Source organism: Stenotrophomonas sp. 86156_Sma, from assembly GCF_056481625.1.
This window is the reverse complement of the sequence record NZ_CM151157.1, coordinates 4,652,401-4,678,240: the sequence shown is the minus strand read 5'-3', so window position 1 is coordinate 4,678,240 and position 25,840 is coordinate 4,652,401. Positions and strand designations below refer to the sequence as shown.

Genomic DNA, 25,840 nt, shown 5'->3' with positions numbered 1-25,840 from the left:
GTCAGCCGGCCGCCACCGCGCGCTTGGCCGCAGCCACGATCCGCTCAACGCTCGGCAGGTACTTCATTTCCAGGCGGAACAGCGGAATGTGGGTGTCGTAGCCAGTGACGCGCTCGACCGGGGCCAGCAGGTCGTAGATCGATTCCTCGGCCAGACGCGCAGCGATTTCGGCGCCGAAGCCCGCGGTCTTCGGGGCCTCCTGCACGATCACGCAGCGGCCGGTCTTGGCCACCGATTCGGCGATGGTGGCGAAGTCCAGCGGACGCAGCGTGGCCACGTCGATGACTTCGGCACTGATGCCTTCACCGGCCAGCTTGTCGGCCGCTTCCAGCGCTTCCTTCACCTGCGCGCCCCAGGTCACCAGGGTCACGTCGGTGCCGTCGCGCAGCACGAAGCAGACGTCCAGCGGCAAGGCTTCGCCGTCGTTGACGACCACTTCCTTGTACTGGCGGTAGATGCGCTTGGGCTCCATGTAGATCACCGGATCCGGCTCGCGGATCGCGGCCAGCAGCAGGCCGTAGGCACGCTGCGGCGACGACGGCAGCACCACGCGCAGGCCCGGCACGTTGGTGAAGATCGCCTCGTTGGCTTCGCTGTGGTGTTCCGGCGCGCGGATGCCACCGCCCCACGGCACGCGCAGCACCATCGGGCAGTGCAGGCGGCCACGCGTGCGGTAACGCAGGCGGGCGGCGTGGCAGACGATATGGTCGACCATCGGGTACATGAAACCGTCGAACTGGGCCTCGGCCACCGGCTTCATGCCCTGCGCCGCCAGACCGATGGTCAGGCCGGCGATGGTGGTCTCGTCCAGCGGGGTGTCGAGGATGCGGTCCGAGCCGAAGCGCTGCTGCAGACCGGCGGTGGCGCGGAACACGCCGCCGTTGACGCCCACGTCTTCGCCCAGCACCAGCACCGACGGGTCATGTTCCAGCTCCCAGGCCAGTGCCTGGGTGATGGCTTCGATCAGGGTGATGGGGGTGGTGGTCATGCTCTCTTCTCTCCGCGCGCGACGGCGGCGCTGTCGGCGGCGTTGGTGTGCGCGCCGGGCGCGCCGTTCTTGATCTCATCCATGGCGCTTCTCCAGGGCGATCGCCTGGGCACGCTGGGCCAGCAGGTCCGGCGGCGGATCGGCATAGAGGAAATCGAACATCGCTTCGACCGGCTGCACCGGCGTGTTGAGGTACAGGTTCACTTCCTCGTCCACGCGCGCGCCGCATTCGGCGACCCAAGCAGTTTCCTCTTCTTCGCTCCACACACCGGCGTTGATCAGGTACTTGCGCAGGCGCAGCATCGGCTCACGCTGCCAGGCATCCTTCACCTCGGCGTCGTCGCGGTAGCGGCGCGCGTCATCGGCGGTGGTGTGGTCGGACAGGCGGTAGGTCATCAGTTCCAGCACAGTGCCACCGTCGCCGGCCAGCGCACGTTCGCGCGCCTGCTCCATTGCCGCCAGCACCGCGATCAGGTCGTTGCCGTCCACCTGCAGGCAATGCAGGCCACCGGCCAGGCCCTTCTGCGCCAGCGTTTCGGCACCGGTCTGGGCCGAACGCGGGACCGAGATGGCCCAGCCGTTGTTGACGATGCACAGGATCAGCGGCAGCTTGTAGGCGCCGGCCGAATTCAGGGCCGCGTAGAAGTCGGTCTTGGAGCTGCCGCCGTCGCCACACACGGCCACCGCGATCTGCGGTTCCTTGTTGAGCTTGAACTTCAGCGCGGCGCCTGCGGCATGCAGGCACTGGGTGGAGATCGGCACGCAGAACGGGAAGTCCTTGGCTGCGTTGCCGCCGTAATCGTTGCCGCGTTCGTCGCCGCCCCAGTACATCAGCACGTCGTGCGGGCGCACGCCACGCATGAACATCGCGCCATACTCGCGGTACGAAGGCGCGAACACGTCGTCCTTCTGCATCGCCGCGCCGATACCCACGTGCGCGGCTTCGTGGCCCAGGCAGGCGGCATAGGTGCCGAGCTTGCCGGTGCGCTGCAGTGCGATGGATTTGCTGTCGAACGTACGTACGAACAGCATCTGCTTGAACAGCGGTACCAGGACCTTGGGGTCGCGAAGCGACGCAGGCAGGTCATCGCGGACGAGTTTGCCGTCCGTATCCAGGTACTGCAGGTATTCGATCTTGAATTCAGCGGCAACCGTCATTGCGTACTGCACCTTCGACAGAGAAGTTACAAATGATATGAATCGCCATGTTAAGGAACGCGTACGGAATAGCCTTCCTGCGCCGCAACACGGCGATTCCCCGTTTTACCCCTGCCGGCGGGTGGGGGGCCAATAACAACAACGTATTCAGTCGTTGCTGCAAAGCATCAGAATACGCCCCTGGCTGACCGCCAGTACAACGGCCTGGGCGGTTCCACGCGCAGGCCTGGTATCGGCCGATGCTCCACGGCCAACCGCACGCCCGAGTATGGACCCGGCGGCTGCCAGCGCGGCGGCAACGCGCTACCCTTGCCGCCCCCGATCTGGTCCCGCCCATGTCCGTCGACAACAACCAACGCGATCTCGAAGCCGGCATCCACACCGATCTGCAGGGGCGGCTGACCTATGGCGGCTACCTGCGGCTGGACCAGCTGCTCAGCGCGCAGCAGCCGTTGTCCAACCCGCCGCACCATGACGAGATGCTCTTCATCATCCAGCACCAGACCTCGGAGCTGTGGCTGAAGCTGCTTGGCCACGAACTGCGTGCCGCAATCGGCTTCCTGCAGCGTGATGAAGTCTGGCAGTGCCGCAAGGTGCTGGCGCGCAGCAAGCAGGTGCTGCGCCAGCTGACCGAGCAGTGGTCGGTACTGGAAACGCTGACCCCGTCCGAGTACATGGGCTTCCGCGACGTGCTGGGCCCGTCGTCGGGCTTCCAGTCGCTGCAGTACCGCTACATCGAGTTCCTGCTGGGCAACAAGAACGCACAGATGCTGCAGGTGTTCGAGCACGATGCGGCCGGGCAGGCGCAGCTGCGCACCGTGCTGGAGGCGCCCAGCCTGTACGAGGAATTCCTGAAATACCTGGCCCGCTTCGGCCATGCCGTCCCGGCGGTGTACGAGGCCCACGACTGGACCCAGCCGCATGTGGCCGATGACGCACTGCAGCCGGTCTTCGAACGCATCTACCAGGACACCGACCGCTACTGGCGCGAGTATTCGCTGTGCGAGGACCTGGTGGACCTGGAGACCGCGTTCCAGCTGTGGCGATTCCGACACATGCGCACCGTGATGCGGGTGATCGGCTTCAAGCGCGGCACGGGCGGCTCGTCCGGCGTGGGCTTCCTGGCCAAGGCGCTGGAACTGACCTTCTTCCCCGAACTGTTCCAGGTGCGGACCAGCCTGCAGGCCGGGCCCCCGGCAGAACAGGGCTGATCCGTATTCAGCTTGGATCCCGGCCGGCGGCTGGATCGTTTCAGATGCAAGTTCAGGGAGCAGGCTGGCACCTGCCTCAAACGGCGTGTATTTGACGTGAACGCCAGAAGTCGGTGATCCTCGCGCGTTGCTCCAACTGCACATCGGACGTGCTCGTCATCCACCGAACCAGGAAATCCGCATGAGCGTAAACGCCACTGCGAACACCCCAGAGCCGGCGCTGCCGGACTTCAAGACCACGCTGGGCCACCCGCGCCCGTTGTGGATGCTGTTCATGACCGAGTTCTGGGAGCGCTTTGCGTTCTACGGCATCCGCTGGGCCTTGGTGCTGTACATCGTCGCCCAGTTCTACAACGGCAGCGCTGCTGGTGAAGGCGACGCCAGCCGCATCTACGGCGCCTATCTGGCCCTGGTGTATGCCGCAGCGATCTTTGGTGGCTACGTGGCCGACCGGGTACTGGGTTACCAGCGATCGATCCTGACCGGCGCGATCATCATGGCCGCCGGCCTGTTCATGATCTCGCTGCCGCAGGAGCACATCTTCAAGCTCGGCCTGGCCACGATCATCGTCGGCAACGGCCTGTTCAAGCCCAACATCTCGACCATGGTCGGCAAGCTGTACGGCCTGAAGGACGAGCGCCGCGATTCGGGCTTCACCATCTTCTACATGGGCATCAACATCGGCGCGATGATCGCCCCGGTGCTGACCGAGTACCTGGCCCGCAAGGTCTTCGGTACTGACGCGATGCCGTCCTACAAGGTCGTGTTCATCGCCTCGGGCGTGGGCATGCTGATCTCGCTGGTGTGGTTCTACATCGGTCGCGCCGGCCTGAAGGGCATCGGTGCACCGCCGGCCGGCGCTGAAGGCTTCGGCCGCATCATCATGGTGCTGGCCGGTGCCGTGGTCGCCATCCCGGTCGCCTACTTCCTGCTGGCCACCGGCGCCACCGCACTGGCCTGGATCCTGGGCGCGATGTTCACCGCGCTGGCCATCCTGCTGCTGGTCGAGGGCATCCGCGAAGGCAAGGTGCAACGCGACCGCGTGATCGCGATGCTGATCATCTTCGCCTTCAATGTGATGTTCTGGATGTTCTTCGAGCAGGCCGGCAGCTCGTTCACCTTCCTGGCCGAGAACATCGTCAACCGCCAGTTCGGTGACTGGACCTTCCCGACCGCGTGGTTCCAGTCGGTCAACTCGGTGGCGATCATCACCCTGGCCCCGGTGATCGCCTGGATCTGGGTGGCCATGGGCCGCGCCAATCCGTCCATCCCGCGCAAGTTCGGCCTGGGCCTGCTGTTCAACGGCGCCGCCTTCGCGCTGCTGATGTTCGCCCTGTCGCAGATGGTCGTGGACGGCAAGATCCCGTTCTGGACCCTGTTCATGGTCTACGTCATCCAGTCGGTGGGTGAGCTGTGCCTGTCGCCGATCGGCCTGTCGATGGTGACCAAGCTGGCCCCGGTGCGCCTGGTCGGCTTCGGCATGGGCGGCTGGTTCCTGTCCACCGGCATCGGCAACAACCTGTCGGGCATCTTCGCTGGCGTGGTCAGTGGTGAAGGCGGCATGACGGTCGAGTCGGCCCTGAAGGGGTATACCTTCGGGTTCTGGGCCCTGATCGGCTCCGGCGTGGTGCTGTTCCTGATCGCCCCGCTGATCAACAAGCTGATGCACGGCGTCAAATGATGATGAGAGGGTAGAAGGCATGCGTAGCAAGCTCGGTACTGCGGTAGTGGTGGTCTGTGCGGCGCTGATCGGCGCCTGTTCCCAACCGCAACCGCCTGCCACCGCCGAGCCCACGCAGCCCCTGGATACCCGACCCACCGAGCCACCGGTCGCTGACCCCAGCGAACCGGTGGCCTCGGGCAACACCCCGGTGGCGGCAGACATCGCCGCCATCGCCGGCCTCGGCGCTCAGTTCGACCCGGCCCGCAACCCCGCCGATGATCTGGCCACCGCCAAGGTGGAAGCCCAGCGGGGCAAGAAGCGCATCCTGCTGGAGGTCGGCAACGCCGCCTGTGAGCGCTGCCGGGCGCTGGACGAGGTGGTGGAAGGCAACGGCGACCTGCGCCGCTTCCGCGATGCCCACTACGTGTGGGTGAAGGTCAACGCCAGCGACGAACAGCCCAACACCGCTTTCTTCGCCCAGTTCCCGATGATGGAACGCGACTACCCGTACCTGCTGGTACTCGATGCCGATGGCGGACTGCTGGTGTCGCAGGCGACCGGCGAGCTGCGCAAGGGCGAAGCCTTCCAGCCGGCACGGGTGAGCGCCTTCCTGAAACAATGGGCACCTGACAAACCGGAATAGGGGTAGTGCCGGCCGCTGGCCGGCAGGGGTGGTGGTGGTGGGTGCCGACCGCTGACCGCCAACCCCGGTGGATGCCGACCGCTGACGGCCATCTCCGGTGGGTGCCGACCGTTGGTCGGCACAGAAGTGCATCCACGCATGGCGTGGATCTACTGTGGTTGCGGTCACATTCCCGGAATCGGCATCTCAATATCGCAACGCGCTCGCCGTTACCGGCAAGGACCTCAGTCGACATCCCGTCGATGCAACCTTCCGGAACGCCCATGCACAGCGACCACGCCGAACGACTGCCCGAACCTGCCAGCGACCTGGCCGAGGCTGGGGCAGGCGAGGGCGTGACCCTGCCGCCGCAGGAGGCGTTGCTGGATGACGCCGGTACCGGCGAGGACACCGTTGAACTGGCACCGCCGCGTCACCGCCTGCCGCAGATCGCGCTGCCCGACAACGTGGTGCTGAAGGGGGCGGTGCAGAAACTGGTCGAGCAGAAATCACGGCTCGATGCATTGGCCGCCGACGGCCGGCTGGCCGGGCTGCTGCCGCCGGAATGGCAGGGCCATGGCGTGCGGGCCATCGAACTGTCCACGTTCATCCAGGGCGTGCTGCCGTTCCTGCAGCCGGGCGAACGCGGCGAAACCGCGCCCGCGCGCCTGCCGGTGCGCCATGTGCTGGGGGACGACAGCCGCTGGGGCCTGGACGATGTCTCCGAACCGAAATCGCTGGCCTGGTACCTGGCCAGCGACGAACGCGCTACCGCCGGCGGCAAGGACGTGGCCGAGGCCTATCTGGTGGGTGCACTCGGTCTGGCGTGGATGCAGGAAGGGCGCAGCCGTCCTGGCTTCCTGCGCGCGATGGGCCAGGACAGCCTGGCCGCGCGGGTGACCATGCTCGGCTATCCACCGGCCAACGAACTGGCGCTGTACAGCGTCACCGCGCACGGCCAGCCGCAGATCTGGTGCGTGCATGGCCGTCGCCGCATGCGCCCACTGGTGGCGCCGTGGCTGAGCGTGCCGCTGCTGACCGCCTACGGCGTGCCGGCACCGGTCGCGTGGCCGTCCAGTTTCCCGCCGGTGGAGGCGGTGGCCGAACTGCTGGCGACTACACGGCAGGGGCGTGCGCTGCCGGAGGTGGACCTGGGCAAGGTCGTGGCGAAAATCGCCGAAGACACCGCGTCTGACGCCTGGCAGCCGGTCAGCCTGCTGCAGCTCAACACCTGGTCACCGCGTTGGCACTTCTTCCTGGGCACCTTCGTCGGCCTGCCGTCGCTGCTGCTGGTGGCTGCCGCGCTGGCGCTGCCGGGCGCGGTTGAAGCGGCCACGGTTGCCGCATCGCTGGGCTTCGCCGGCGGTGCCATCGCTGCGCTGGCGGTACCGTGGATCCATGCGCGGCGCAAGCATCTGAGCTGAAGCATGAGCGCCATCCACGCGCGGCGTGGATCTACAGGGGGCCGGGTGCCGCAGTCTGCAGCTGTTGCCGGGCCCGCTCCATGGCGGTCTGCAGTCTTTGCTTGAGGACCTCACGAGAGGGCAGCGTGGTCAGGTACTCCGCAACATGGATGCCTGAGCGATCCAGCTCCAGCAATTCGATCTGACCCGCCTTTTTCCCCGTGCAGAGGATGATGCCCAACGGCGCCTGCTCGCCGTCCTCACGTTCGTAGCGGTCCAGCCAGCGCAGGTAGAGTTCCATCTGCCCTTTATAGGCGGGCTTGAACTCGCCGATCTTCAGCTCGATAGCGATCAGCCTGCGCAGGCGCCGGTTGTAGAACAGCAGGTCAAGGTGGAAGTCATCGCCGTCGATCTGGATGCGCTTCTGGCGGGCGACGAAACTGAAGCCCGTGCCAAGTTCGAGCAGGAAGCCCTGCATCTCGCGAAGGATCGCGCTTTCAAGGTCCTGCTCGTCCCAGCTGTCCTTCAGGCCAAGAAAATCCAGGACGTAGGGATCACGCAGTACCAGCCCTGGAGACAGCTGCTGGTTGCCACGCAGTGCCGCCAACTCATCGGCGATGGTCTGCTCGGGTTGACTGGAAAGCGCCGTGCGCTCGTACAACATCGAATCGATGCGCTGGCGCAGCATGCGCACACTCCAGCCCTCGGTGGCGGCCATCTGCGCATAGAAGTCACGCTTGAGCGGATCCGCCAGGGGGATCAGTGCGATGAAGTGGGTCCAGCTCAATTGTCGTATCAGCGATACGACAATCTGCTCGTCTGCAAATGCGGTGGAGAACTGCACCATCCGGCGCAGGCTCTTTTCACCGAAGGAGGTACCGAATTCGGTCGTCAGCGCCTTGGCTATCCGGGTGAAGACAAGCTCTCCGTAGCGGGCCCGTCGGCCCCTCAACTGATCAGCGTGGATGCGCCGCCCGATCCGCCAGTACAACAGCGTGAGCTCGCTGTTGATGGTTCTGTGCATCCTGTTGCGCGCCGCGCAGATCAGCTCTCTGAGATCGGCCAGCAATTCCTGGCCATGCGGCAGCGTTGAATGCGAGTCATCCATGAGGGGGTCCGTCCGATGTGGATCCGTGGCCGGGCTGATACCCGTTGAACGTTTACCGTCAGGCCGCACACGTGAGCAGTCCAATAGGAGAATTCACTGGATCAGCCCGTTTCGATACACCAGCCTGGCGGAAACGGGCCGTATCGGGCCAATGCGGAAATGTCGCTGGGCGAGGGCGACACTTCAGGTCGGGATCTGCGGGGGGGAACGCGTCCGATGGCATCGTCTGCGGTCGGTCCGCAGTCCGCCAAAGAGCGGGTCCCGTCAGATCAAAGGGGGCGGACGACAATCGCCCAGCCACTGTTCCGCTGCCGGTCGGGGTCGGAACCCGCGATCTGGGGGGCAAAAACGACTTAATCCCCTCCGTCCCCTTTTTTCTTTCAGACCCCTTCGCCCATCCGCTCCAGGCCTTCGCCGGCCAGGCGCAGGATCAGTTTTTCCAGCACCTGCTCTTCCTCGTCGCTCAGCACCGACATCAGCTTGCGGGTGATCTCGATCACCATCGGCGCGATGGTCTCGTACACCTCGAAACCGGCTGCAGACAGGGCAAGCACCGAGCGGCGGCGGTCGTCACCGTGGGTCTCGCGCTTGATGAAGCCGCGCTCCAGCAGGCGGGCCACGGCACGGCTGACCGCCACCTTGTCCATCGCCGTGCGGTCGGAGACCTCGCTGGCCGAGGAGCCCGGGTACAGCGCCAGGATGGTGATCACCCGCCACTCGGGAATCGCCAGACCGTAACGATCGCCGTATAGCTTGGCGATGTTGCCGCTGACCCGGTTGGACAGCACGCTCAGCCGGTACGGCAGGAACTGTTCCAGGTCGAGCAGGACGTGCGAGGCACGCAGGCGGGTCGAGGCGGGATCGGGGCTCATGTTGCGGTGCACCTTGCTGGTGGTTTCAAGTGTAACTATAAGGGTTGGGTCCAGACCCTGCATTCTCGCCGGGTCCCTACCTGCCCGCACCTGGTTTGTACCGATGCGGTACCGATTCGGAGCCACGCCATGAATACCGCAGTCCCGACCGCCTCGCACCCCAACCCCGGCATGCAGGTCACCACCTTCGAGAACCCGATGGGCATCGACGGCTTCGAGTTCGTCGAATTCGCCGCCCCGGCCGGCCGTGGCCAGGAGCTGCACGAGTACTTCCGGAAGATGGGCTTCAGCGCGGTGCTCAAGCACAAGCAGCGTCCGATTACCGTCTATCGCCAGGGCGACGTCAACTTCCTGGTCAATGAAGACCCGGATTCGTTCGCCTCGGACTTCGCCGAAAAGCACGGCCCGTGCGCCTGCGGCTTCGCCATCCGCTTCAAGAAGCCGGGCCAGGAGGTCTACCAGACCGCGCTGGGCAACGGCGCCGAAGCCATCGCCTTCAAGCCGGACAGCAAGGCGGTCAGCGCGCCGGTCATCAAGGGCATCGGCGACTGCATGCTGTACCTGGTCGATCGCTACGGCAGCGCCGGCAGCATCTATGACGGCGACTACGAGCCGATCGCCGGTGCCGACCTGCACCCGGTGGGCTTCGGCCTGACCTTCATCGACCACCTGACCCACAACCTGTACTTCGGCAACATGCAGCAGTGGTCGGACTACTACGAGCGCCTGTTCAACTTCCGCGAGATCCGCTACTTCGACATCAAGGGCCTGAAGACCGGCCTGGTGTCCAAGGCGATGACCGCGCCGGATGGCATCGTGCGCATCCCGCTGAACGAATCGTCCGACCCGAAGAGCCAGATCAACGAGTACCTGGACGCGTACAAGGGCGAGGGCATCCAGCACATCGCCTGCTTCACCGAGAACATCTACGAGACCGTCGAAGCGATGCGCGCGCAGGGCGTGGACTTCCTCGATACGCCGGAGACCTACTTCGACGTGATCGACCAGCGCGTGCCGAACCACGGTGAAGACGTGCCGCGCCTGGCGAAGAACAAGATCCTGATCGATGCCGATCCGGAAACCCACCAGCGCAAGCTGCTGCAGATCTTCACCCAGAACTGCATCGGCCCGATCTTCTTCGAGATCATCCAGCGCAAGGGCAACGAAGGCTTCGGCGAAGGCAACTTCACCGCACTGTTCGAGAGCATCGAGCGCGACCAGATCCGCCGCGGCGTGCTGTAAGGTCTGCAGGCAATGCCGGCGTCCCGCTGGCATTGCCTGTCCGAATGGTCGTGCCGGCCGCTGGCCGGCAATCTCTGGAGTTCCCATGTCCCCCGCCATCACCGCCCGCGGCTACCAGTCCGGCTTCGGCAACGAATTCGCCACCGAGGCCGTTGCCGGCGCGCTGCCGGTCGGGCAGAACTCACCGCAGAAGGTGGCCCACGGCCTGTACGCCGAACAGTTGACCGGCACCGCCTTCACCGCGCCGCGCGGCAGCAACCGCCGCAGCTGGCTGTACCGGATCCGCCCGGCGGTCACCCATGGTGAGTTCACCCCGTTCGCGCAGTCCCAGCTGCAGTGTGATTTCGCGGCACAGCCGGCCTCGCCGAACCAGCTGCGCTGGAGCCCGCTGCCGCTGCCGGAACTGCCGACCGACTTTGTCGAAGGCCTGTACACGATGGGTGGCAACGGCTCGCCCGACGCGCATGCCGGCGTGGGCATCCACCTCTATGCCGCCAACTGCGACATGGTCGGCCGCTACTTCTACGATGCCGATGGTGAACTGCTGATCGTGCCGCAGCTGGGCGGCCTGCGCCTGCTGACCGAGCTGGGCGTGATCGAGATCGAGCCGCAGCAGATCGCGGTGATCCCGCGCGGCGTGCGCTTCCGCGTCGAACTGCCCGATGGCCCGAGCCGCGGCTATATCTGCGAAAACTACGGTGCGCTGCTGAAACTGCCGGACCTCGGTCCGATCGGGTCCAACGGCCTGGCCAACCCGCGCGACTTCGAAACCCCGCACGCGGCGTTCGAGGATGTCGACGGTGATTTCGAACTGATCGCCAAGTTCGAGGGCCGCCTGTGGCGTGCGCCGATCGACCATTCGCCGCTGGACGTGGTGGCCTGGCATGGCAATTACGCGCCGTACCGCTACGACCTGCGCCGCTTCAACACCATCGGTTCGATCAGCTACGACCACCCGGATCCGTCGATCTTCCTGGTGCTGCATTCGCCCAGCGACACGCCCGGCACCAGCAACATGGACTTCGCGATCTTCCCGCCGCGCTGGCTGGTGGCGCAGAACACGTTCCGCCCGCCGTGGTTCCACCGCAACATCGCCAGCGAGTTCATGGGTCTGGTGCATGGCGCCTACGACGCCAAGGCCGAAGGCTTCGTGCCGGGCGGCGCGTCGCTGCACAACTGCATGAGCGGCCACGGTCCGGATGCACCGACCTTCGACAAGGCCTCCAATGCGGACCTGTCCAAGGCGGACGTGATCAAGGACACGATGGCCTTCATGTTCGAAACACGCGCGGTGATCCGCCCGACCGCGCAGGCCTTGGCGGCCGGCCATCGCCAGGGCGATTACCAGCAGTGCTGGAACGGGCTGCGCAACAACTTCCGGTCGTCCCGCTAGCTTGGTGGGTGCCGACCTTGGTCGGCACGGATCCTGATCGCATCCACGCCATGCGTGGATGTTCTCCGCCGGAACCTGCGCTTACGCCACCTCCGCGAACGCGTCGCAGTGCTCCAGCGGCAGCGCTTCCAACAGGCGCTGGCGTACGCGCTGGCAATAGCCGTCCGAGGTCAGCCCGGGCAGCATCTGCATCGCCGACTGCAGCCGCTGCAGCACCTCGTCTTCCGCACGCGCCTGCTGCAGGTCGCGGAACAGCGCCGCCGCCTGCGGATGGCGCTGCATCTCCAGGATGCCCAGCACGTAGATGCGCGCAGCTACCAGCGAGCGGCGGCGCTCCACTGCGGTGGCCGGAGTTGCCGCAGGTGCCGCGGCTGGTGGTGCGGGCGGAACCGGCGCTGCCGCGGGTGGCGGCGACGGCGGTGCGGCCGTGGCGGCAGTACCGGTGCTCAGGTAGCCGGCCTGCACCAGCTGGATGACCATCGCAGGTGCGTCCTGGCCGAGCAGGCCGGTCAGGTCGGCAATGGTGCGCTGGCCGTCGCACAGGATCAGCAGCCGTCGCTGGCGCATGTCCAGCGGCGCGCGGTGGGCCTGCAGCGCGGTTCGGGCGAGATCGGTCTTGCGCGGTTGCATGGAAGGGACGGCCAGATCGGTGCTCGCCGAGCCTGAACGAAGGCGATGAAACCGCGATGACAATGCAGCGCCTGCACACAGGATGGGCTAGCGTGCAGCCACCTTCGTGCCAGGGAACCGCACCGATGAAGCACCTTCCGCTTGCTGGTCTGTTGCTCCTTTCGCTCACCGCCTGCGGCGGCCAGGACAAACAGGGGGCGGCCGGCAGCGGCAGCGATACCCCGGCCGAAACCGCCTCGGCGACGGGGCCCGCGCAGTCGACGGATCCTGATCTGGCAGCCCGTCCAGCCAATGACCGCCGCGAGGACAGTCCCGCGCACCTGGAGGGCTTCGCCGGCGCGAAGCTGGGCGCCGGCATCGCTGAGGTCCGCAGTGGCTTCGGCGCGCCGTTGCAGGGGCTGGGCACCGATGCCAGTGGCAAACCGCTGCCGGCCGACGACAGCAACGATGGCTGCTATTTCCTGCGACCGCAGAATGCCGAAGACCCGCGCCTGATGATCGAGGGCCGCAAGCTGGTGCGCTACGACGTGCGCAGCGCCGACATCATCGCACCGGGCGGCGGCAAGGTCGGCATGACCCTGGGCGAGTTGCAGGTGCTGTACCCCGAGCGCGGTGACGTCGGCCCCGACAAGTACGACGAGAAGGCCCAGCACCTGCGCGTGCGTCCGGCGCAGGAGGGTGGGGCGGTGATCGACTTCGCGCTCGGTGCGGACGGTCGGGTCGGCGCGTGGCGGGTCGGGCAGACCCCGCAGGTCGATTATGTGGAAGGCTGTGGTTGATCCTTGATCCACGGCCCAGCCATGCGCGCGGGGCCAGCGTAGAATCGCGCCACGACCGCTGGGGGAGTGCTCGATGATCGCCATTGCCATTGCCTGGTTCCTGCTCGGCCTGCTGTTGCTGGCGCTGGGCGGGGACTCCATCGTCAAGGCCGTGTCCGGCCTGGCGCAACGTTTCGGGGCCAGTCCGTTCACGGCTGGCCTGTTGCTGCTCGGGGTGACCACTTCGCTGCCGGAACTGGCGGTCAACGCGCGCGCGCTGGCGGTCGGTCAGCCGGAGCTGGCGCTGGGCAACGCGGTGGGCAGCAGCATCGTCAACCTGGGCCTGACCCTGGCCGTGGCGGCCATGGCTGCGCCACTGCTGCTGCGCGCGCGCCTGCAGACGGTGCTGTGGTGGTCGCTGCTGGCGGCCGGCGTGCTGCTGATCCTGTTCGGTCTTGATGGTGGCCTGGCGCGCTGGGAGGGCGGCGTGCTGCTGGCCGGCTTCATCGTGGTGCAGGTGCTGCTGCTGCGCCGCGGTCGCGTCGAGAGCGCGGAGGCGCAGGCGGCCATCGCCGAATCCGCACTGAGCCGCACCAGCCTGCCGTTGAACGTGCTGCGGGTGCTGATCGCCGCGCTGGCCCTGTACTGGGGCGCACGCCTGGTGGTGGGGGCCGCAGCGGACTTCGGTACTGCACTGGGTTGGACGCCGCTACTGGTCGGCCTGCTGCCGGTCGCGATCGGTACCGCGCTGCCGGAGGTGGCAACCGCGATTGCTGCCGCACGCCGTGGTCATGGCGACATGGTGCTGGGCCACGTGCTGGGTTCCAGCGTGGTCAACCTGTTGCTGGTGATTGGTGCGATGGCCGTACTGCAGCCGCTGGCGCTGCCGGCCTCGTTCGTGCGCCTGGAACTGCCGGCGCTGCTGGCCTTCGCACTGGTGCTGTACCCCATGCTGCGCGGCGATCTGAAGATCAGCCGCGGCGAAGGCGCGATCCTGCTGGTCGCGTTCGCGGGCTGGTTCGTGCTGGAGCTGCTGCTGGTGGGTGCCCCGGCGTTGTAGATCCACGCCACGCGTGGATGCGGTTGGTTCCGTGCCGACCAACGGTCGGCACCCACCGGTCAACCCACCGATGATGCGGTAGCTGCCAACCTTGGTTGGCACTCAGGGAAACAAAGCGCCGACCAAGGTCGGCCTCTACCGGGCATTGCAGTCGGTAGATCCACGCCACGCGTGGATGCGGTTGGTTCCGTGCCGACCAAGCTCGGCACCTACCGGTCACCTCGCCGATGATGCGGTAGCTGCCAACCTTGGTTGGAACTCGGGGAGCAAAGCGCCGACCAAGGTCGGCCTCTCCGGGCATTACGGTCGGTAGATCCACGCCATGCGTGGATGCGGTTGGTTCTGTGCCGACCATCGGTCGGCACCCACCACCGGTCACCCGGTGGGTGCCAACCTTGGTTGGCACTCGGGGAGCAAAGCGCCGACCAAGGTCGGCCTCTACCGGGCATTGCGGTCGGTAGATCCACGCCATGCGTGGATGCGGTTGGCTCCGTGCCGACCAGCGGTCGGCACCCACCGGTCCACCCACCGATGATGCGGTAGCTTGGCACTCGGGGAGCAAAGCGCCGACCAAGGTCGGCCTCTACCGGGCATTGCGGTCGGCAGATCCACGCCATGCGTGTATGCGGTTGGTTCTGTGCCGACCAACGGTCGGCACCCATCGGTCAACCCACTGATGATGCGGTAGCTGCCAACCTCGGTTGGCACTCAGGGAAACAAAGCGCCGACCAAGGTCGGCCTCTACCGGATTCACCGGTTCTGCGTGGTTTCTTCTTCCCGCACCGGTTCCGGCGGCGGCAGCTGCTCTTCAGCAGCCGGCTCGTTGCCGGGCAGGCTGGGGCGGGTTTCCATCAGCAGCGACAGCGCGGCCTTGGCCATCATGTGCGCGCTGATCGGTGCGGTGATGAACAGGAACACGGTGATCAGCAGCTCGCGCGGCTGCGGGTCCTGGCCGAGGAAGATGTGGTAGCACACCGAGCACACCAGCACGCAGCCCACGCCCAGTGTGCTGGCCTTGGTCGGTGCGTGCAGCCGCTTGAAGAACGTGGACAGCTTCACCAGGCCCAGTGCACCGACCAGGATGAAGAAGCAGCCGAACAGCAGCAGGATCGACAGGCCGATCTGGATCGCGGTGATCATTCGACGATGTCCCGGCGCAGCACGAACTTGCTCAGCACCACGGTGCTGCCGAAGCCGAGCATGGCGATGATCAGCGCCGCCTCGAAGTAGATCGGCGAGTTGAGGTACATGCCGAACAGCATCAGCTCGGCGATCGCGGTCACCGACAGCGTGTCCAGCGCGAGGATGCGGTCGGGCACGGTCGGCCCGCGCAGCAGGCGCCAGGTGGCCAGCAGCATGGCCAGGCCGACCACGTGCATGCACACCACCAGGGTGGTCTGGATGACTTCAAAACCGGTCATGGGAAGATCTCCATCAACGGCGCCTCGTAACGGCGCTTGATCGTATCGATCAGGTCCTGTGGGTCCTCCAGGTGCAGCACGTGCACCAGCAGGAACTTGCGGTCGTCACTGAGCGCGGCCGAGACCGTGCCCGGGGTCAGCGTGATCATGCTGGTCAGCGCGGCGATGCCGTGGATGTTGGCGATGTCCAGCGGCAGCCAGATGAAGCCCGGATGGATGTTCTTCTCCGGGCCCAGCACCTGCACGGCGACGCGGATGTTGGACATCAGGATGTCCCACAGGGTCACGCACAGCAGCTTGGGCAGCGGGCGCAGGGTACCGATGCGGGCGAACTCGCGGTCCAGGCGCGCGGCGAACAGCGGCACCACCACGCCCAGCACCAGCCCCAGCACGAACTGGCCGAGGGTGAAGCTGTCGGACATCAGCAGCCAGAACGCCACCACCATGATGCTGAGCATCGGCGAGGGAATGACGCGACGGAACAGGGAGCGCTGGGCGGTCATGGCTGGCGGATCTCCGGCGTGGTCGCGCGCAACTGCTGCACGTACTCGCTGGGGTGCAGCAGCTGTGCGGCGGTGGCGTCGGTGTAGCGCATCAGTGGCGCGGCGGCCAGTGTCATGCCGATGCCGTAGGCCAGCAGGATGCAGGCCGCGTACAGCTCGACCCGGCGCAGGCGTGCCTTGCGCGGCTTCGGTGCATCGGCCTCGACCGGCGGCACGCGCCAGAACAGGCGGATGCCGCCTCGGGTCAGGCCCATGATCACCAGCAGGCTGCTCACCAGCACTGCCGTCCACACCGGGGCGGTGTACTGCGCCGGCATGCCGGCCAGCAGTGCGGCCTTGGCCAGGAAGCCGGACAGCGGCGGCAGGCCGGCCACGGACACCGCGCCGATCAGGAACAGCACCGCCGGCGTTTCCTTGCCCGGCATCGGCGCGACCACTTCCTTGCGGTCGCTGGCGCCACCGCGGCGGCGGCGGATCAGGTCGGCAATCAGGAACAGTGCGGCGGCGACGAAGCTGCTGTGTGGCAGGTAGTACAGGCCGGCGGACAGCACCTGCGGCGTGCCTACCGAGAAGGCGATGAACAGCGTGGCTGCCGAGACGATCACCAGATACGAGATCAGCACCCGCAGGCGGGTCGCGGCCAGCGCACCGAGGCCGCCCAGCACCAGCGTTGCCACGCCGGCCCACAGCAGCCAGTCGCGGCCGTAGCCGGCCATCGCACCGGCATCGTCGCCGAACCACAGCATCTGGATGCGCAGCACCGAGTACAGGCCGACCTTGGTCATGATCGCGAACAGGGCGGCCACGGCGGCCGGTGCGCGCGAATAGGCTTCCGGCAGCCACAGGTACAGCGGCATCAGTGCAGCCTTGGCGCAGAACACCAGCAGCAACAGGCCCATCGTGGCCTTTACCAGAGTCAGCTGCGCCGGCGGCACCTCGGCAATGCGCTGTGACAGCTCGGCCATGTTCAGCGAGCCCAGCGAGGCGTACAGCAGGCCCAGTGCGATCAGGAACAGGGTCGAGGCGGTGACGTTGAACACCACGTAGTGCAGGCCGATGCGCATGCGCAGGCCGCGGCCGCCACTGAGCAGCAGGCCGTAGGAGGCGATCAGCATCACCTCGAAGAACACGAACAGGTTGAAGATGTCGCCGGTCAGGAATGCGCCATTCAGGCCGACCAGCTGGAACTGGAACAGTGCATGGAAGTGTGGTGCGCGACGGTCCCAGCCCGAGCAGGCATGCAGCAGGCAGGGAATGGCCAGCAGCAGGGTGGTCAGCAGCATCCACGCCGACAGCCGGTCGGCCACCAGCGCGATGCCCAGACGCGACGGCCAGTCGCCGAGCAGGTAGACGTTGATCTCACCACTGGCGGTGGCGGCAAACAGCAGGCCCACCGCCAGCGCCAGCGCCGACAGCGCAGTCCAGGCCACCGCGCGCTGCACCTTGGGGCCATAGCGGCGGTGTTCGACGAACAGCGACAGTGCAGCACCCAGCAGCGGAATCAGGATGGGCAGGATCACCAGGTGGTTCATGCGCGGTCCTCGCCCTGGCGCGACGGCATGCGCTCATCCTGCAGGTCGTCATCCGGCTCGTGGGCGTCCACGTGGTCGCTGTGGTTGTCGCTGCGGCTGCGCATGGCCAGCACGATGCTGACCGCGGTCATCGCGAAGGCGATCACGATCGCGGTCAGCACCAGCGCCTGTGGCAGCGGATCGGTGTAGTTGCCCAGGTGACTGTCCACGCCTTCCTGCAGCACCGGTGCCTTGCCCAGCACCACGCGGCCACCGGCGAAGATCAGCAGGTTGGTGGCGTAGGACAGGAAGGTCATGCCGAGGATCACATCGAAGCTGCGCGCACGCAGCAGCAGGTAGATGCCGATGGCGGTCAGTACGCCGATCGCGGTAGCCAGGGCCAGTTCCATCAGTGCATCTCCCCGGTGCGTGCCGAACGGCGTTGCAGGTCGATCTCACCCTTGCGGGCAGTGCGGGTACGCGACGGCTTGATCGTGCCCATCATCGACAGCATCAGCATGGCGCCACCGAACACCACCAGATAGACGCCGATGTCGAAGCCGATCGCACTCGCCAGCGGCACGTCGCCGATCAGCGGCAGGTGCAGGTCGAGGTGGCCGCTGGTCAGGAACGGCACGCCGAACAGCATCGACGCGCTGCCGCTGAGCAGGGCGATCAACAGGCCCATGCCGATGCAGCGGATGTAGTCGAAGCCGAAGCGCGACTCCACCGACGCGGTGCCCTGGATCACGTACTGGATCAGCAGCGGCACCGCCAGCACCAGGCCGGCGATGAAGCCACCGCCCGGCGCGTTGTGGCCGCGCAGGAACAGGAAGATCGATACGGTCAGGGTCAGCGGGAACATGATCTGGGCCAGGTCGGCCGGCACCGGCAGCTTGATCGGTGGGCCGGGCATGATCTGCTCCGGCGCCATCCGCGTGCGACGCAGCAGCGCATGCACCACCAGTGCGGCGATGCCGAACACGGTGATCTCGCCGAAGGTATCGAAGCCGCGGAAGTCGACCAGGATCACGTTGACCACATTCTGGCCGTAGGCCTCGGGCAGGGCACGGGCGAGCAGCTCGCCGGCCATGGTGTTCGGCGGCAGCGTCATCGCCGAATAGGCCAGTGCACCCAGGCCGGCGCCGGCGATGATCGCGATCACCGCATCGCGGCGCTTGCGCCAGCGCGGCCGCTCCGGCCCGGACTGCGCGGGCAGGTAGTTCATGCCCAGCAGCATCAGCACCAGGGTCACCATCTCCACCAGCAGCTGGGTCAGCGCCAGGTCCGGTGCGGACAGGAACACGAAGGTCAGCGCCACCATCAGGCCGACGCCGCCGACCAGCAGCACCGCCAGCAGGCGCTGCTTGTAGACACGGAGGGTGGCAACGGCGCAGGCCATCATCACCAGCCACAGCACCCAGCCCAGCAGCGGGATCGGCTGCGGCGCGGTCCAGTTCGGCGAGGCCGGGTTGGCCACGAACGGCGCGGCGGCGACCGCGATCGCCACCAGCACCAGGCCCAGCAGCATGCGCTGCAGGCTGCCATTGGCGATGCCGTTGGTCAGGCGCATGGCCAGCGCGGAAAGGGCATCCAGCTGCGCATGGAACACGTTGCGGCCGGTGGTGCGGGTTTCCACCCCGTGCAGATTGATCAGCCTGCGCAGGCCAAAGTACAGCGCCACGCCACCGACCACGCCGATCGCGCTCATCGCCAGCGGCAGGTTGAAGCCGTGCCATACGGCCAAGCTGTACTCGGGCATGGCGTTGCCGAGGATCGAGGCCGCAGCGGCATGCAGCACTGGCGCCACGGTCAGTGCCGGGGCGATGCCCACCGCCACGCAGATCACCACCAGCAGTTCCACCGGCACCTTCATCCAGCGCGGCGGCTCATGCGGCACGCGGTCGAGGTCGTGCGGGCCGGGGCCGAAGAAGGTGTCGTGCACGAAGCGCAGGCTGTAGGCCACGCCGAACACACCGGCCAGCAGCGCCGCGATCGATACGGCCGTGCGCATCGCGCCCGGGCCGCCACCGGCGGTCAGCGCTTCGGCGAACAGCATTTCCTTGGACAGGAAACCGTTGAGCAACGGGATGCCGGCCATCGCCAGCGAGGCGATGATCGCCAGCGCGCTGGTGAATGGCATCAGTTTGCGCAGGCCACCCAGCTTGCGCATGTCACGGGTGCCGGTTTCGTGGTCGATGATGCCGGCGGCCATGAACAGCGAGGCCTTGAAGGTGGCGTGGTTGAGGATGTGGAACACGCCGGCCACCACCGCCATCGGCGTGGACAGGCCGAACAGCAGGGTGATCAGGCCCAGGTGGGAAATGGTCGAGTACGCCAGCAGGCCTTTCAGGTCGTGCTGGAAGATCGCATTCCAGGCACCGATCAGCAGGGTCAGCGCGCCGATGCCGCTGACCGTGTAGAAGAACAGGTCGCTGCCGGCCAGCGCCGGGTGCAGGCGCGCCAGCAGGAACACACCGGCCTTCACCATGGTGGCCGAGTGCAGGTAGGCCGAGACCGGGGTCGGCGCCGCCATCGCGTGCGGCAGCCAGAAGTGGAACGGGAACTGCGCGCTCTTGGTGAAGATGCCGGCCAGCACCAGGAACAGGGCGTAGGGGTACAGCGCGCTGGCGCGGATCTGCTCGCCGGCGGCCAGCACCACGTCCAGGTCGAAGCTGCCGACGATGCGGCCGATCAGCAGCACACCACCGAGCAGGGCCAGGCCGCCGCCACCGGTGATCACCAGCGCCATGCGCGCGCCTTCGCGGGCGTCCTGGCGGTGCGACCAGAAGCCGATCAGCAGGAACGAGCTGATGCTGGTCATTTCCCAGAAGATCATCAGCAACAGCAGGTTGCCCGACAGCACCATGCCCAGCATGGCGCCCATGAACAGCAGCAGGTAGCAGTAGAAGCGGTGGGCGTTGTCCTGCTGGCTCAGGTAGTAGCGCGCATACAGCACCACCAGCGCGCCGATGCCGAGCACCAGCCCGGCGAACATCCAGGCCAGGCCGTCCAGGCGCAGGGTGAAGTCCAGGCCGATCTGCGGCAGCCAAGGGACCATCGTCCGCACCACCTGGCCGTCGAGCACCGACGGGGTCAGCCAGCCGAGGATGGCCAGCCCGCCCAACGGCGCCAGCGCCGCCAGCCAGGCAGCAGTCGAGCGCGAACTACGGGGGAAGGCCGCAACAGCCGCTGCCATCAGGAACGGCAGGGCCAGCAGCAGGGGCAGGCTGGGGAGCATGCAGGGAATCCATGATTCACGAGCAGGTCAGGGAGGATAACAGGCTGCGAAATGTCGCCGAAACCCATCGAACAGCGATCAATTGCATGTAACGTCCGCTGATTCATTTTTTCTGCAGCGCAGCATCACGTTGCTGCGGTCCCTCCCCGGTTGCTCTCGGGGGACACCCTACGCCCACGCAGGGAGACCGCAGGCCCTGTCGCACAGGGGCTGCCGTCGACGGGCGGGAGGTGGGGAACGGATCACCGGTGCAGGCTGGCAGGGCCGTCGTGGAGTGCGGGTGACGGAATCTGCCCGTTCAGGAAACGAGGGGCACCGTCGGCCACGGGTAGGTCAGTAGCGCCAGTCGAGCTTGCGGTAGAACTTGGCCATCACCCAGGCCGGGCCGATCAGCAGGTAGGTCAGGTCGGTCAGGAAGCTGGGCTTGCGGCCCTCGAACTTGTGACCGATGAACTGGGCGATCCAGGCCACAACGAATACACCCACCGCCAGCCAGAACAGGTTATGCAGGCCGATCTCGGCCTCCAGCAGGCGGCATAGGCAGCCGAATACGAAGAACTGGATGAGCATGCCGATGCCCAGCGGGCGCGACAGCTTGTTGTAGAAGCACCAGGCGCTGAACATCGCGAACGCTGACCAGATGCCGTACTGGAACCAGGTGATCAGCGGCGGCAGGCACCACAGCAGGGCCACCACCGACCACAGGATCGCCGGCACTGCCACCACGTGGATGCGCTGGTTGATCACATTGCGGTGGTCGTCGGAGTAGCTGGCGAAATAGCGGTCGATCGGCCGCGCAAGCTCGGTGGATGTCTGCATGCTGCGTTGCTTCCTCGGACAACGGTAGTGCCGGCCGCTGGCCGGCAATCCAGAGCATAGCCGAGTTCGCGAGGTTGCCGGCCAGCGGCCGGCACTACCCCAGGCAACCGGCAGTAGAGCCAGGCCATGCCTGGCTGCAGGTTCGCGAGGTTGCCGGCCAGCGGCCGGCACTACCCCCAGGCAACCGTCAGTAGAGCCAGGCCATGCCTGGCTGCAGGTTCGCGAGGTTGCCGGCCAGCGGCCGGCACTACCCCCAGGCAACCGGCAGTAGAGCCAGGCCATGCCTGGCTGCAGGTTCGCGAGGTTGCCGGCCAGCGGCCGGCAGTACCGCATTCAGAACGCCCCCAGCCAGACCGGCGGGGGGGGCGCAGGGCATCAGTCGACGCTGATCCCGGCCAGGCGCTGCAGCGCCTCGGCGTACTTGGCGCGGGTGCGCTCGATGATCTCGGCCGGGATGGTGGGGCCCGGGGCGGTCTTGCCCCAGTCCAGCGTCTCCAGGTAATCGCGCACGAACTGCTTGTCGTAGCTCGGCGGGCTGGTGCCCACTTCGTACTCGTCGGCCGGCCAGTAACGCGAGGAATCCGGCGTCAGCATCTCGTCCATGATGTACAGGCGACCATCGGCGTCGGTACCGAACTCGAACTTGGTATCGGCCAGGATGATGCCGCGCTCGCGGGCGTACTCGGCGGCGAACTTGTAGATGCGCAGGGTGGCATCGCGCACGCGCTCGGCCATCTCGGCACCGACCTGCTTCACCATCGCATCGAAATCGATGTTCTCGTCATGGTCGCCCACGGCGGCCTTGGTCGAGGGGGTGAAGATCGGCTCGGGCAGCTGCTCGGCCTGGCGCAGGCCGTCGGGCAGGTCGATGCCGCTGACCTTGCCGGTGCGCTGGTAGTCCTTCCAGCCGCTGCCGATCAGGTAGCCGCGGGCGATCGCTTCCACCGGCACCGGCTTCAGCTTGCGGGTGACCACCGCGCGCTTGGCGTACAGGGCCGGGTCCACGCCTTCGGGCAGCACGCTGGCCACGTCGATGCCGGTCAGGTGGTTGGGCATCAGGTGCGCGGTCTTGGCGAACCAGAAGTTGGAGACCTGGCAGAGCATCTCGCCCTTGCCCGGAATCGGGTCGGGCAGGACCACGTCGAACGCCGACAGGCGATCGGTGGCCACCATCAGCAGGTAGTCGCCCGGCGGGGTCCCTGCTGGCAGCCGCTCGCGCGGGATATCGAACACATCTCGCACCTTGCCGCGATGGCGCAAGGGCAGGCCGGGGAGATCGGATTGCAACAGCGTGGTTGGCACGGGCACTCCTGGGGCGTTGTCGATACGGCTGCCCAACGGACCCGGCGGGCCCGCTGACCAGCGGGCGGCCTAGTGTAAAGCCGTCCGGGCCCGCTGTGACGTAAAATGAGCATCCATTTCGTCGGCCGACCCCGGAGCGCCATGCGCTGGTACGGAAAACTGCTCGGATTCATCGCCGGCGCCCTGCTGTTCCGGCCCAATCCGCTGTTTGGCGCGGTGGTCGGCCTGTTGATCGGCCATGCCTTCGATTCGGACTGGTTCCGCCTGAACAAGGAGAACCCGTACCGGGAGCTGGGGCTGACCTCCGAGGCCACCGATGCCGAGGTCGAGCGCGCCTACCGCAAGCTGATTTCCCAGTACCACCCCGACAAGCTCGGCGGCGCGGCCCCCGAGCTGCAGCAGCAGGCCGAGCAGAAGTCGCGGCGGATCAACGCCGCCTACGACCGCATCAAGACCCTGCGCAAGCGCTGACCCTCTTTCCTACCGTTGCAAGGCCCGGCCATGTCCAACTGCCTCATCGCCCCCTCCATCCTGTCCGCCAACTTCGCCCGCCTCGGCGAGGAAGTCGACAACGTCCTCGCCGCCGGCGCGGACTGGGTCCACTTCGACGTGATGGACAACCACTACGTGCCGAACCTGACCATCGGCCCGATGGTCTGCCAGGCGCTGCGCAAGCACGGCGTCACCGCGCCGATCGACGTGCACCTGATGGTCGAGCCGGTGGACCGCATCATCCCGGACTTCGCCGAAGCCGGTGCCACCTACATCAGCTTCCACCCGGAAGCGAGCCGCCACGTGCACCGCACCATCCAGTTGATCCGCTCGCTGGGCTGCAAGCCGGGCATCGTGCTCAATCCGGCCACGCCGGTGGACATCCTCGACTGGGTACTGGACGACCTGGATCTGGTGCTGCTGATGTCGGTCAACCCGGGCTTCGGCGGCCAGGCCTTCATTCCCTCGGCGCTGGACAAGCTGCGCGTGGTGCGCAAGATGATCGATGCCAGCGGCAAGGACATCCGCCTGGAGATCGACGGCGGCGTGAAGGCCGACAACATCGGCGAGATCGCCGCTGCCGGTGCCGACACCTTCGTTGCCGGTTCGGCCATCTTCAACGCCAAGACCAGCTACCAGGACGTGATCGCGCAGATGCGCGCGAATGTCGCTGCGGCACGCTGACAAAAAAGGGACGGAGGGGATTAAGCTCGCCTGATTCCCTCCGTCTCCCTTTTCCGCCCATGGCTCTGTTGAACATCCGTCCGGCCACTGTGGCCGATGCCGGTCTGATCCTGCAGTTCATCCGCGAACTGGCCATCTACGAGAAGGCCGAGCACTCGGTGCAGACCGATGAGATCGGCATCGCCGAAAGCCTGTTCGGCGCCGATGCCACGGCCCGCGCGCTGATCTGCGAAGCCGACGGCGAGCCCATTGGTTACGCCGTGTATTTCTACAACTACTCCACCTGGTTGGGCCGCAAGGGCATCTACCTGGAAGACCTGTATGTCAGCCAGGAAAAGCGCGGCGCCGGTGCCGGCAAGGCGCTGCTGAAGTACATCGCACGCCAGGCCGTGGCCGAGGGTTGCGGTCGTTTCGAATGGTCGGTGCTGGACTGGAATACCCCGGCCATCGAGTTCTACACCGCCGCTGGCGCCACGCCGCAGGACGAGTGGACCGTGTACCGGCTGCAGGGCCAGGCATTGCACGATTTCGCCAACGGCTGAGGCGAAGTGCATCCACGCATGGCGTGGATCTACCCACCTGGTGTGCGCGAACCGCAACCCGGTGGGTGCGAACCTTGGTTCGCACTCCCTACGCACCAAAAAAAAGCCACGCCAATCACTGGCGTGGCCTCGCTGCATGCGTGGGAGGCTGATCCTGCCTCCATCCGTCGTCCCTGCTATGGCCTTCCATTCTCCAGCAGCTGAATGACACCTGCGTGACATTCACTGCGGACAAACGGCGCATTGCTAGCCTGTGCCACCCCCGTCCTGGAAGCACCGCATGACCACCCCGCGCTGGCGCCTGATCCTCAACGGAAAATCCGCAGGCAATGACGAGCTGCGCGACGCGGTCGGTCATTGGCGTGGGCAGGGCGTGCAGCTGGAAGTGCGGGTGACCTGGGAAGACGGTGACGCCGAACGCTACGTGGCCGAGGCGATCGATCATGGCGTGGACGTGATCGTGGCCGCCGGTGGCGACGGCACGCTCAGCGCGGTGGCCGAGACACTGGCGCATCGTGAGGAGCCGGCAGATGCGTTGCCCTCGCTGGCGCTGATCCCGATGGGCACCGCCAACGACTTCGCGACTGCGGCCGGCATCCCGACCGAGCCGAAGGCGGCCTTGGCCTTGATCGGGCAGGCCACGCCGCATGCCATCGATCTGCTGCGCGTGGACGCCGATGGCACGCAATGGTGGTGCGCCAACCTCGCCAGCGGTGGCTTCGGCACGCAGGTGACGGTGGAGACCGATGCCGGCCTGAAGAAGATGCTGGGCGGGCTGGCCTACGTGATCACCGGCATTGCCAAGCTGGGGCGGATCGAGCCGATCCATGCGCGCCTGTCGGGCCCGGATTTCGCGTGGGAAGGCGACTTCATCGCGCTCGGCATCGGCAATGGCCGCCAGGCCGGTGGTGGCCAGCAATTGTGCCCGCAGGCGCTGATCGATGATGGGCAGCTGGACGTGACGGTGCTTCCGGAGCTGGAAGGTGAAGTCACCGCCACTCTCGGCCAGATGCTGAAGTCGGGCACCCAGGCCGCACTGGAACAGCTGGCAACGCGCGCGCGCCTGCCGTGGCTGCAGGTGGAATCCGAGCGCCCGTTGACGCTCAACCTGGACGGCGAACCGGTACAGGCGCGCCAGTTCCGCATCGCGTGCGTGCCGGGCAGGGTGCGGATGCACCTGCCCGTGGGCTGTGCCCTGTTGTCCGAGCCGCGCTGAG

General features: G+C 66.6%; 24 protein-coding genes and 1 pseudogene. 12 read left to right on the top strand and 13 right to left on the bottom strand.

The window, feature by feature from the left end; genetic code table 11:
• Position 1: 1 nt before the first annotated feature.
• Positions 2 to 1,071: pseudogene (locus ACZK33_RS21655) on the bottom strand (alpha-ketoacid dehydrogenase subunit beta).
• Positions 1,064 to 2,146 (bottom strand): pyruvate dehydrogenase (acetyl-transferring) E1 component subunit alpha, encoded by a 1,083-nt coding sequence (gene pdhA, locus ACZK33_RS21650; RefSeq protein ID WP_106469362.1) that lies wholly within the window; start codon positions 2,144 to 2,146, stop codon positions 1,064 to 1,066. Before pdhA ends, ACZK33_RS21655 begins: the two are co-directional and overlap by 8 nt.
• 335 nt (positions 2,147 to 2,481) lie before the next feature.
• Here pdhA and ACZK33_RS21645 point away from each other — a divergent pair, with 335 nt between their 5' ends.
• From ACZK33_RS21645 to ACZK33_RS21630, 4 genes are all read left to right on the top strand, one after another.
• Positions 2,482 to 3,357, top strand: coding sequence for a tryptophan 2,3-dioxygenase (locus ACZK33_RS21645; RefSeq protein WP_121504224.1), 876 nt, complete (start codon positions 2,482 to 2,484; stop codon positions 3,355 to 3,357).
• 181 nt (positions 3,358 to 3,538) lie between these two features.
• Entirely contained in the window at positions 3,539 to 5,038 is a 1,500-nt protein-coding gene (locus ACZK33_RS21640) for a peptide MFS transporter (protein WP_109337540.1), read from the top strand.
• A 19-nt stretch (positions 5,039 to 5,057) separates the two neighbouring features.
• Entirely contained in the window at positions 5,058 to 5,663 is a 606-nt protein-coding gene (locus ACZK33_RS21635; protein WP_329810361.1) for a thioredoxin family protein, read from the top strand.
• 263 nt (positions 5,664 to 5,926) lie between these two features.
• On the top strand, positions 5,927 to 7,066 hold the full coding sequence (locus ACZK33_RS21630; RefSeq protein ID WP_423174329.1) for a hypothetical protein: 1,140 nt from the start codon (positions 5,927 to 5,929) through the stop codon (positions 7,064 to 7,066).
• A gap of 31 nt (positions 7,067 to 7,097) precedes the next feature.
• On the opposite strand, the gene ACZK33_RS21625 is transcribed toward ACZK33_RS21630, so the two are convergent.
• Positions 7,098 to 8,153 (bottom strand): PDDEXK nuclease domain-containing protein, encoded by a 1,056-nt coding sequence (locus tag ACZK33_RS21625; protein WP_317216769.1) that lies wholly within the window; start codon positions 8,151 to 8,153, stop codon positions 7,098 to 7,100.
• A 380-nt stretch (positions 8,154 to 8,533) separates the two neighbouring features.
• A complete protein-coding gene (locus ACZK33_RS21620) occupies positions 8,534 to 9,025 on the bottom strand; it encodes a MarR family winged helix-turn-helix transcriptional regulator (RefSeq protein WP_057501376.1) in 492 nt (163 codons plus the stop codon).
• A gap of 129 nt (positions 9,026 to 9,154) precedes the next feature.
• On the opposite strand from ACZK33_RS21620, the gene hppD reads away from it, so the two are divergent.
• Together hppD and hmgA are read left to right on the top strand one after the other, a co-directional pair.
• The gene (gene hppD / locus ACZK33_RS21615) at positions 9,155 to 10,267 is read left to right on the top strand and encodes a 4-hydroxyphenylpyruvate dioxygenase (protein WP_177179486.1); all 1,113 of its coding nucleotides are present in this window, start codon (positions 9,155 to 9,157) and stop codon (positions 10,265 to 10,267) included.
• A gap of 85 nt (positions 10,268 to 10,352) precedes the next feature.
• A complete protein-coding gene (gene hmgA, locus ACZK33_RS21610; protein ID WP_423174330.1) occupies positions 10,353 to 11,660 on the top strand; it encodes a homogentisate 1,2-dioxygenase in 1,308 nt (435 codons plus the stop codon).
• Positions 11,661 to 11,741: 81 nt separating this feature from the next.
• On the opposite strand, the gene ACZK33_RS21605 is transcribed toward hmgA, so the two are convergent.
• Positions 11,742 to 12,290, bottom strand: coding sequence for a hypothetical protein (locus ACZK33_RS21605; protein ID WP_423174331.1), 549 nt, complete (start codon positions 12,288 to 12,290; stop codon positions 11,742 to 11,744).
• A 125-nt stretch (positions 12,291 to 12,415) separates the two neighbouring features.
• Between ACZK33_RS21605 and ACZK33_RS21600 the strand changes: the two genes are divergently transcribed.
• Together ACZK33_RS21600 and ACZK33_RS21595 are read left to right on the top strand one after the other, a co-directional pair.
• Positions 12,416 to 13,069, top strand: a complete 654-nt coding sequence (locus tag ACZK33_RS21600; RefSeq protein WP_032127152.1) for a hypothetical protein — start codon at positions 12,416 to 12,418, stop codon at positions 13,067 to 13,069.
• Positions 13,070 to 13,142: 73 nt separating this feature from the next.
• Entirely contained in the window at positions 13,143 to 14,108 is a 966-nt protein-coding gene (locus tag ACZK33_RS21595) for a sodium:calcium antiporter (protein ID WP_423174332.1), read from the top strand.
• A gap of 750 nt (positions 14,109 to 14,858) precedes the next feature.
• Here the strand turns inward: ACZK33_RS21595 and ACZK33_RS21590 are convergent.
• The 8 genes from ACZK33_RS21590 to ACZK33_RS21555 form a co-directional block, all read right to left on the bottom strand.
• Positions 14,859 to 15,248: a Na+/H+ antiporter subunit G gene (locus ACZK33_RS21590; protein ID WP_049401677.1), complete on the bottom strand. Its 390-nt coding sequence runs from the start codon at positions 15,246 to 15,248 to the stop codon at positions 14,859 to 14,861.
• The gene (locus tag ACZK33_RS21585) at positions 15,245 to 15,529 is read right to left on the bottom strand and encodes a K+/H+ antiporter subunit F (RefSeq protein WP_005411334.1); all 285 of its coding nucleotides are present in this window, start codon (positions 15,527 to 15,529) and stop codon (positions 15,245 to 15,247) included. The genes ACZK33_RS21590 and ACZK33_RS21585 overlap by 4 nt, the downstream gene beginning before the upstream one ends.
• On the bottom strand, positions 15,526 to 16,032 hold the full coding sequence (locus ACZK33_RS21580; protein WP_049401676.1) for a Na+/H+ antiporter subunit E: 507 nt from the start codon (positions 16,030 to 16,032) through the stop codon (positions 15,526 to 15,528). The genes ACZK33_RS21585 and ACZK33_RS21580 overlap by 4 nt, the downstream gene beginning before the upstream one ends.
• On the bottom strand, positions 16,029 to 17,564 hold the full coding sequence (locus tag ACZK33_RS21575; RefSeq protein ID WP_423174333.1) for a monovalent cation/H+ antiporter subunit D: 1,536 nt from the start codon (positions 17,562 to 17,564) through the stop codon (positions 16,029 to 16,031). The genes ACZK33_RS21580 and ACZK33_RS21575 overlap by 4 nt, the downstream gene beginning before the upstream one ends.
• Complete coding sequence (locus ACZK33_RS21570; protein ID WP_423174334.1) at positions 17,561 to 17,953, bottom strand: Na+/H+ antiporter subunit C; 393 nt, start codon at positions 17,951 to 17,953, stop codon at positions 17,561 to 17,563. The genes ACZK33_RS21575 and ACZK33_RS21570 overlap by 4 nt, the downstream gene beginning before the upstream one ends.
• A complete protein-coding gene (locus ACZK33_RS21565; protein WP_423174335.1) occupies positions 17,953 to 20,784 on the bottom strand; it encodes a monovalent cation/H+ antiporter subunit A in 2,832 nt (943 codons plus the stop codon). The genes ACZK33_RS21570 and ACZK33_RS21565 overlap by 1 nt, the downstream gene beginning before the upstream one ends.
• 333 nt (positions 20,785 to 21,117) lie before the next feature.
• Entirely contained in the window at positions 21,118 to 21,603 is a 486-nt protein-coding gene (locus ACZK33_RS21560) for an Mpo1 family 2-hydroxy fatty acid dioxygenase (RefSeq protein WP_005411329.1), read from the bottom strand.
• 375 nt (positions 21,604 to 21,978) lie between these two features.
• Entirely contained in the window at positions 21,979 to 22,905 is a 927-nt protein-coding gene (locus ACZK33_RS21555; RefSeq protein WP_032127159.1) for a phosphoribosylaminoimidazolesuccinocarboxamide synthase, read from the bottom strand.
• Between the two features lie 141 nt (positions 22,906 to 23,046).
• Here ACZK33_RS21555 and ACZK33_RS21550 point away from each other — a divergent pair, with 141 nt between their 5' ends.
• The 4 genes from ACZK33_RS21550 (at position 23,047) to yegS (ending at position 25,839) form a co-directional block, all read left to right on the top strand.
• Positions 23,047 to 23,376: a J domain-containing protein gene (locus tag ACZK33_RS21550; protein WP_005411327.1), complete on the top strand. Its 330-nt coding sequence runs from the start codon at positions 23,047 to 23,049 to the stop codon at positions 23,374 to 23,376.
• 30 nt (positions 23,377 to 23,406) lie between these two features.
• Positions 23,407 to 24,081: a ribulose-phosphate 3-epimerase gene (rpe, locus tag ACZK33_RS21545; RefSeq protein WP_032127160.1), complete on the top strand. Its 675-nt coding sequence runs from the start codon at positions 23,407 to 23,409 to the stop codon at positions 24,079 to 24,081.
• Between the two features lie 59 nt (positions 24,082 to 24,140).
• Complete coding sequence (locus tag ACZK33_RS21540; protein ID WP_189720152.1) at positions 24,141 to 24,623, top strand: GNAT family N-acetyltransferase; 483 nt, start codon at positions 24,141 to 24,143, stop codon at positions 24,621 to 24,623.
• Between the two features lie 280 nt (positions 24,624 to 24,903).
• The gene (yegS, locus tag ACZK33_RS21535) at positions 24,904 to 25,839 is read left to right on the top strand and encodes a lipid kinase YegS (protein ID WP_032127162.1); all 936 of its coding nucleotides are present in this window, start codon (positions 24,904 to 24,906) and stop codon (positions 25,837 to 25,839) included.
• Position 25,840: the final 1 nt, after the last annotated feature.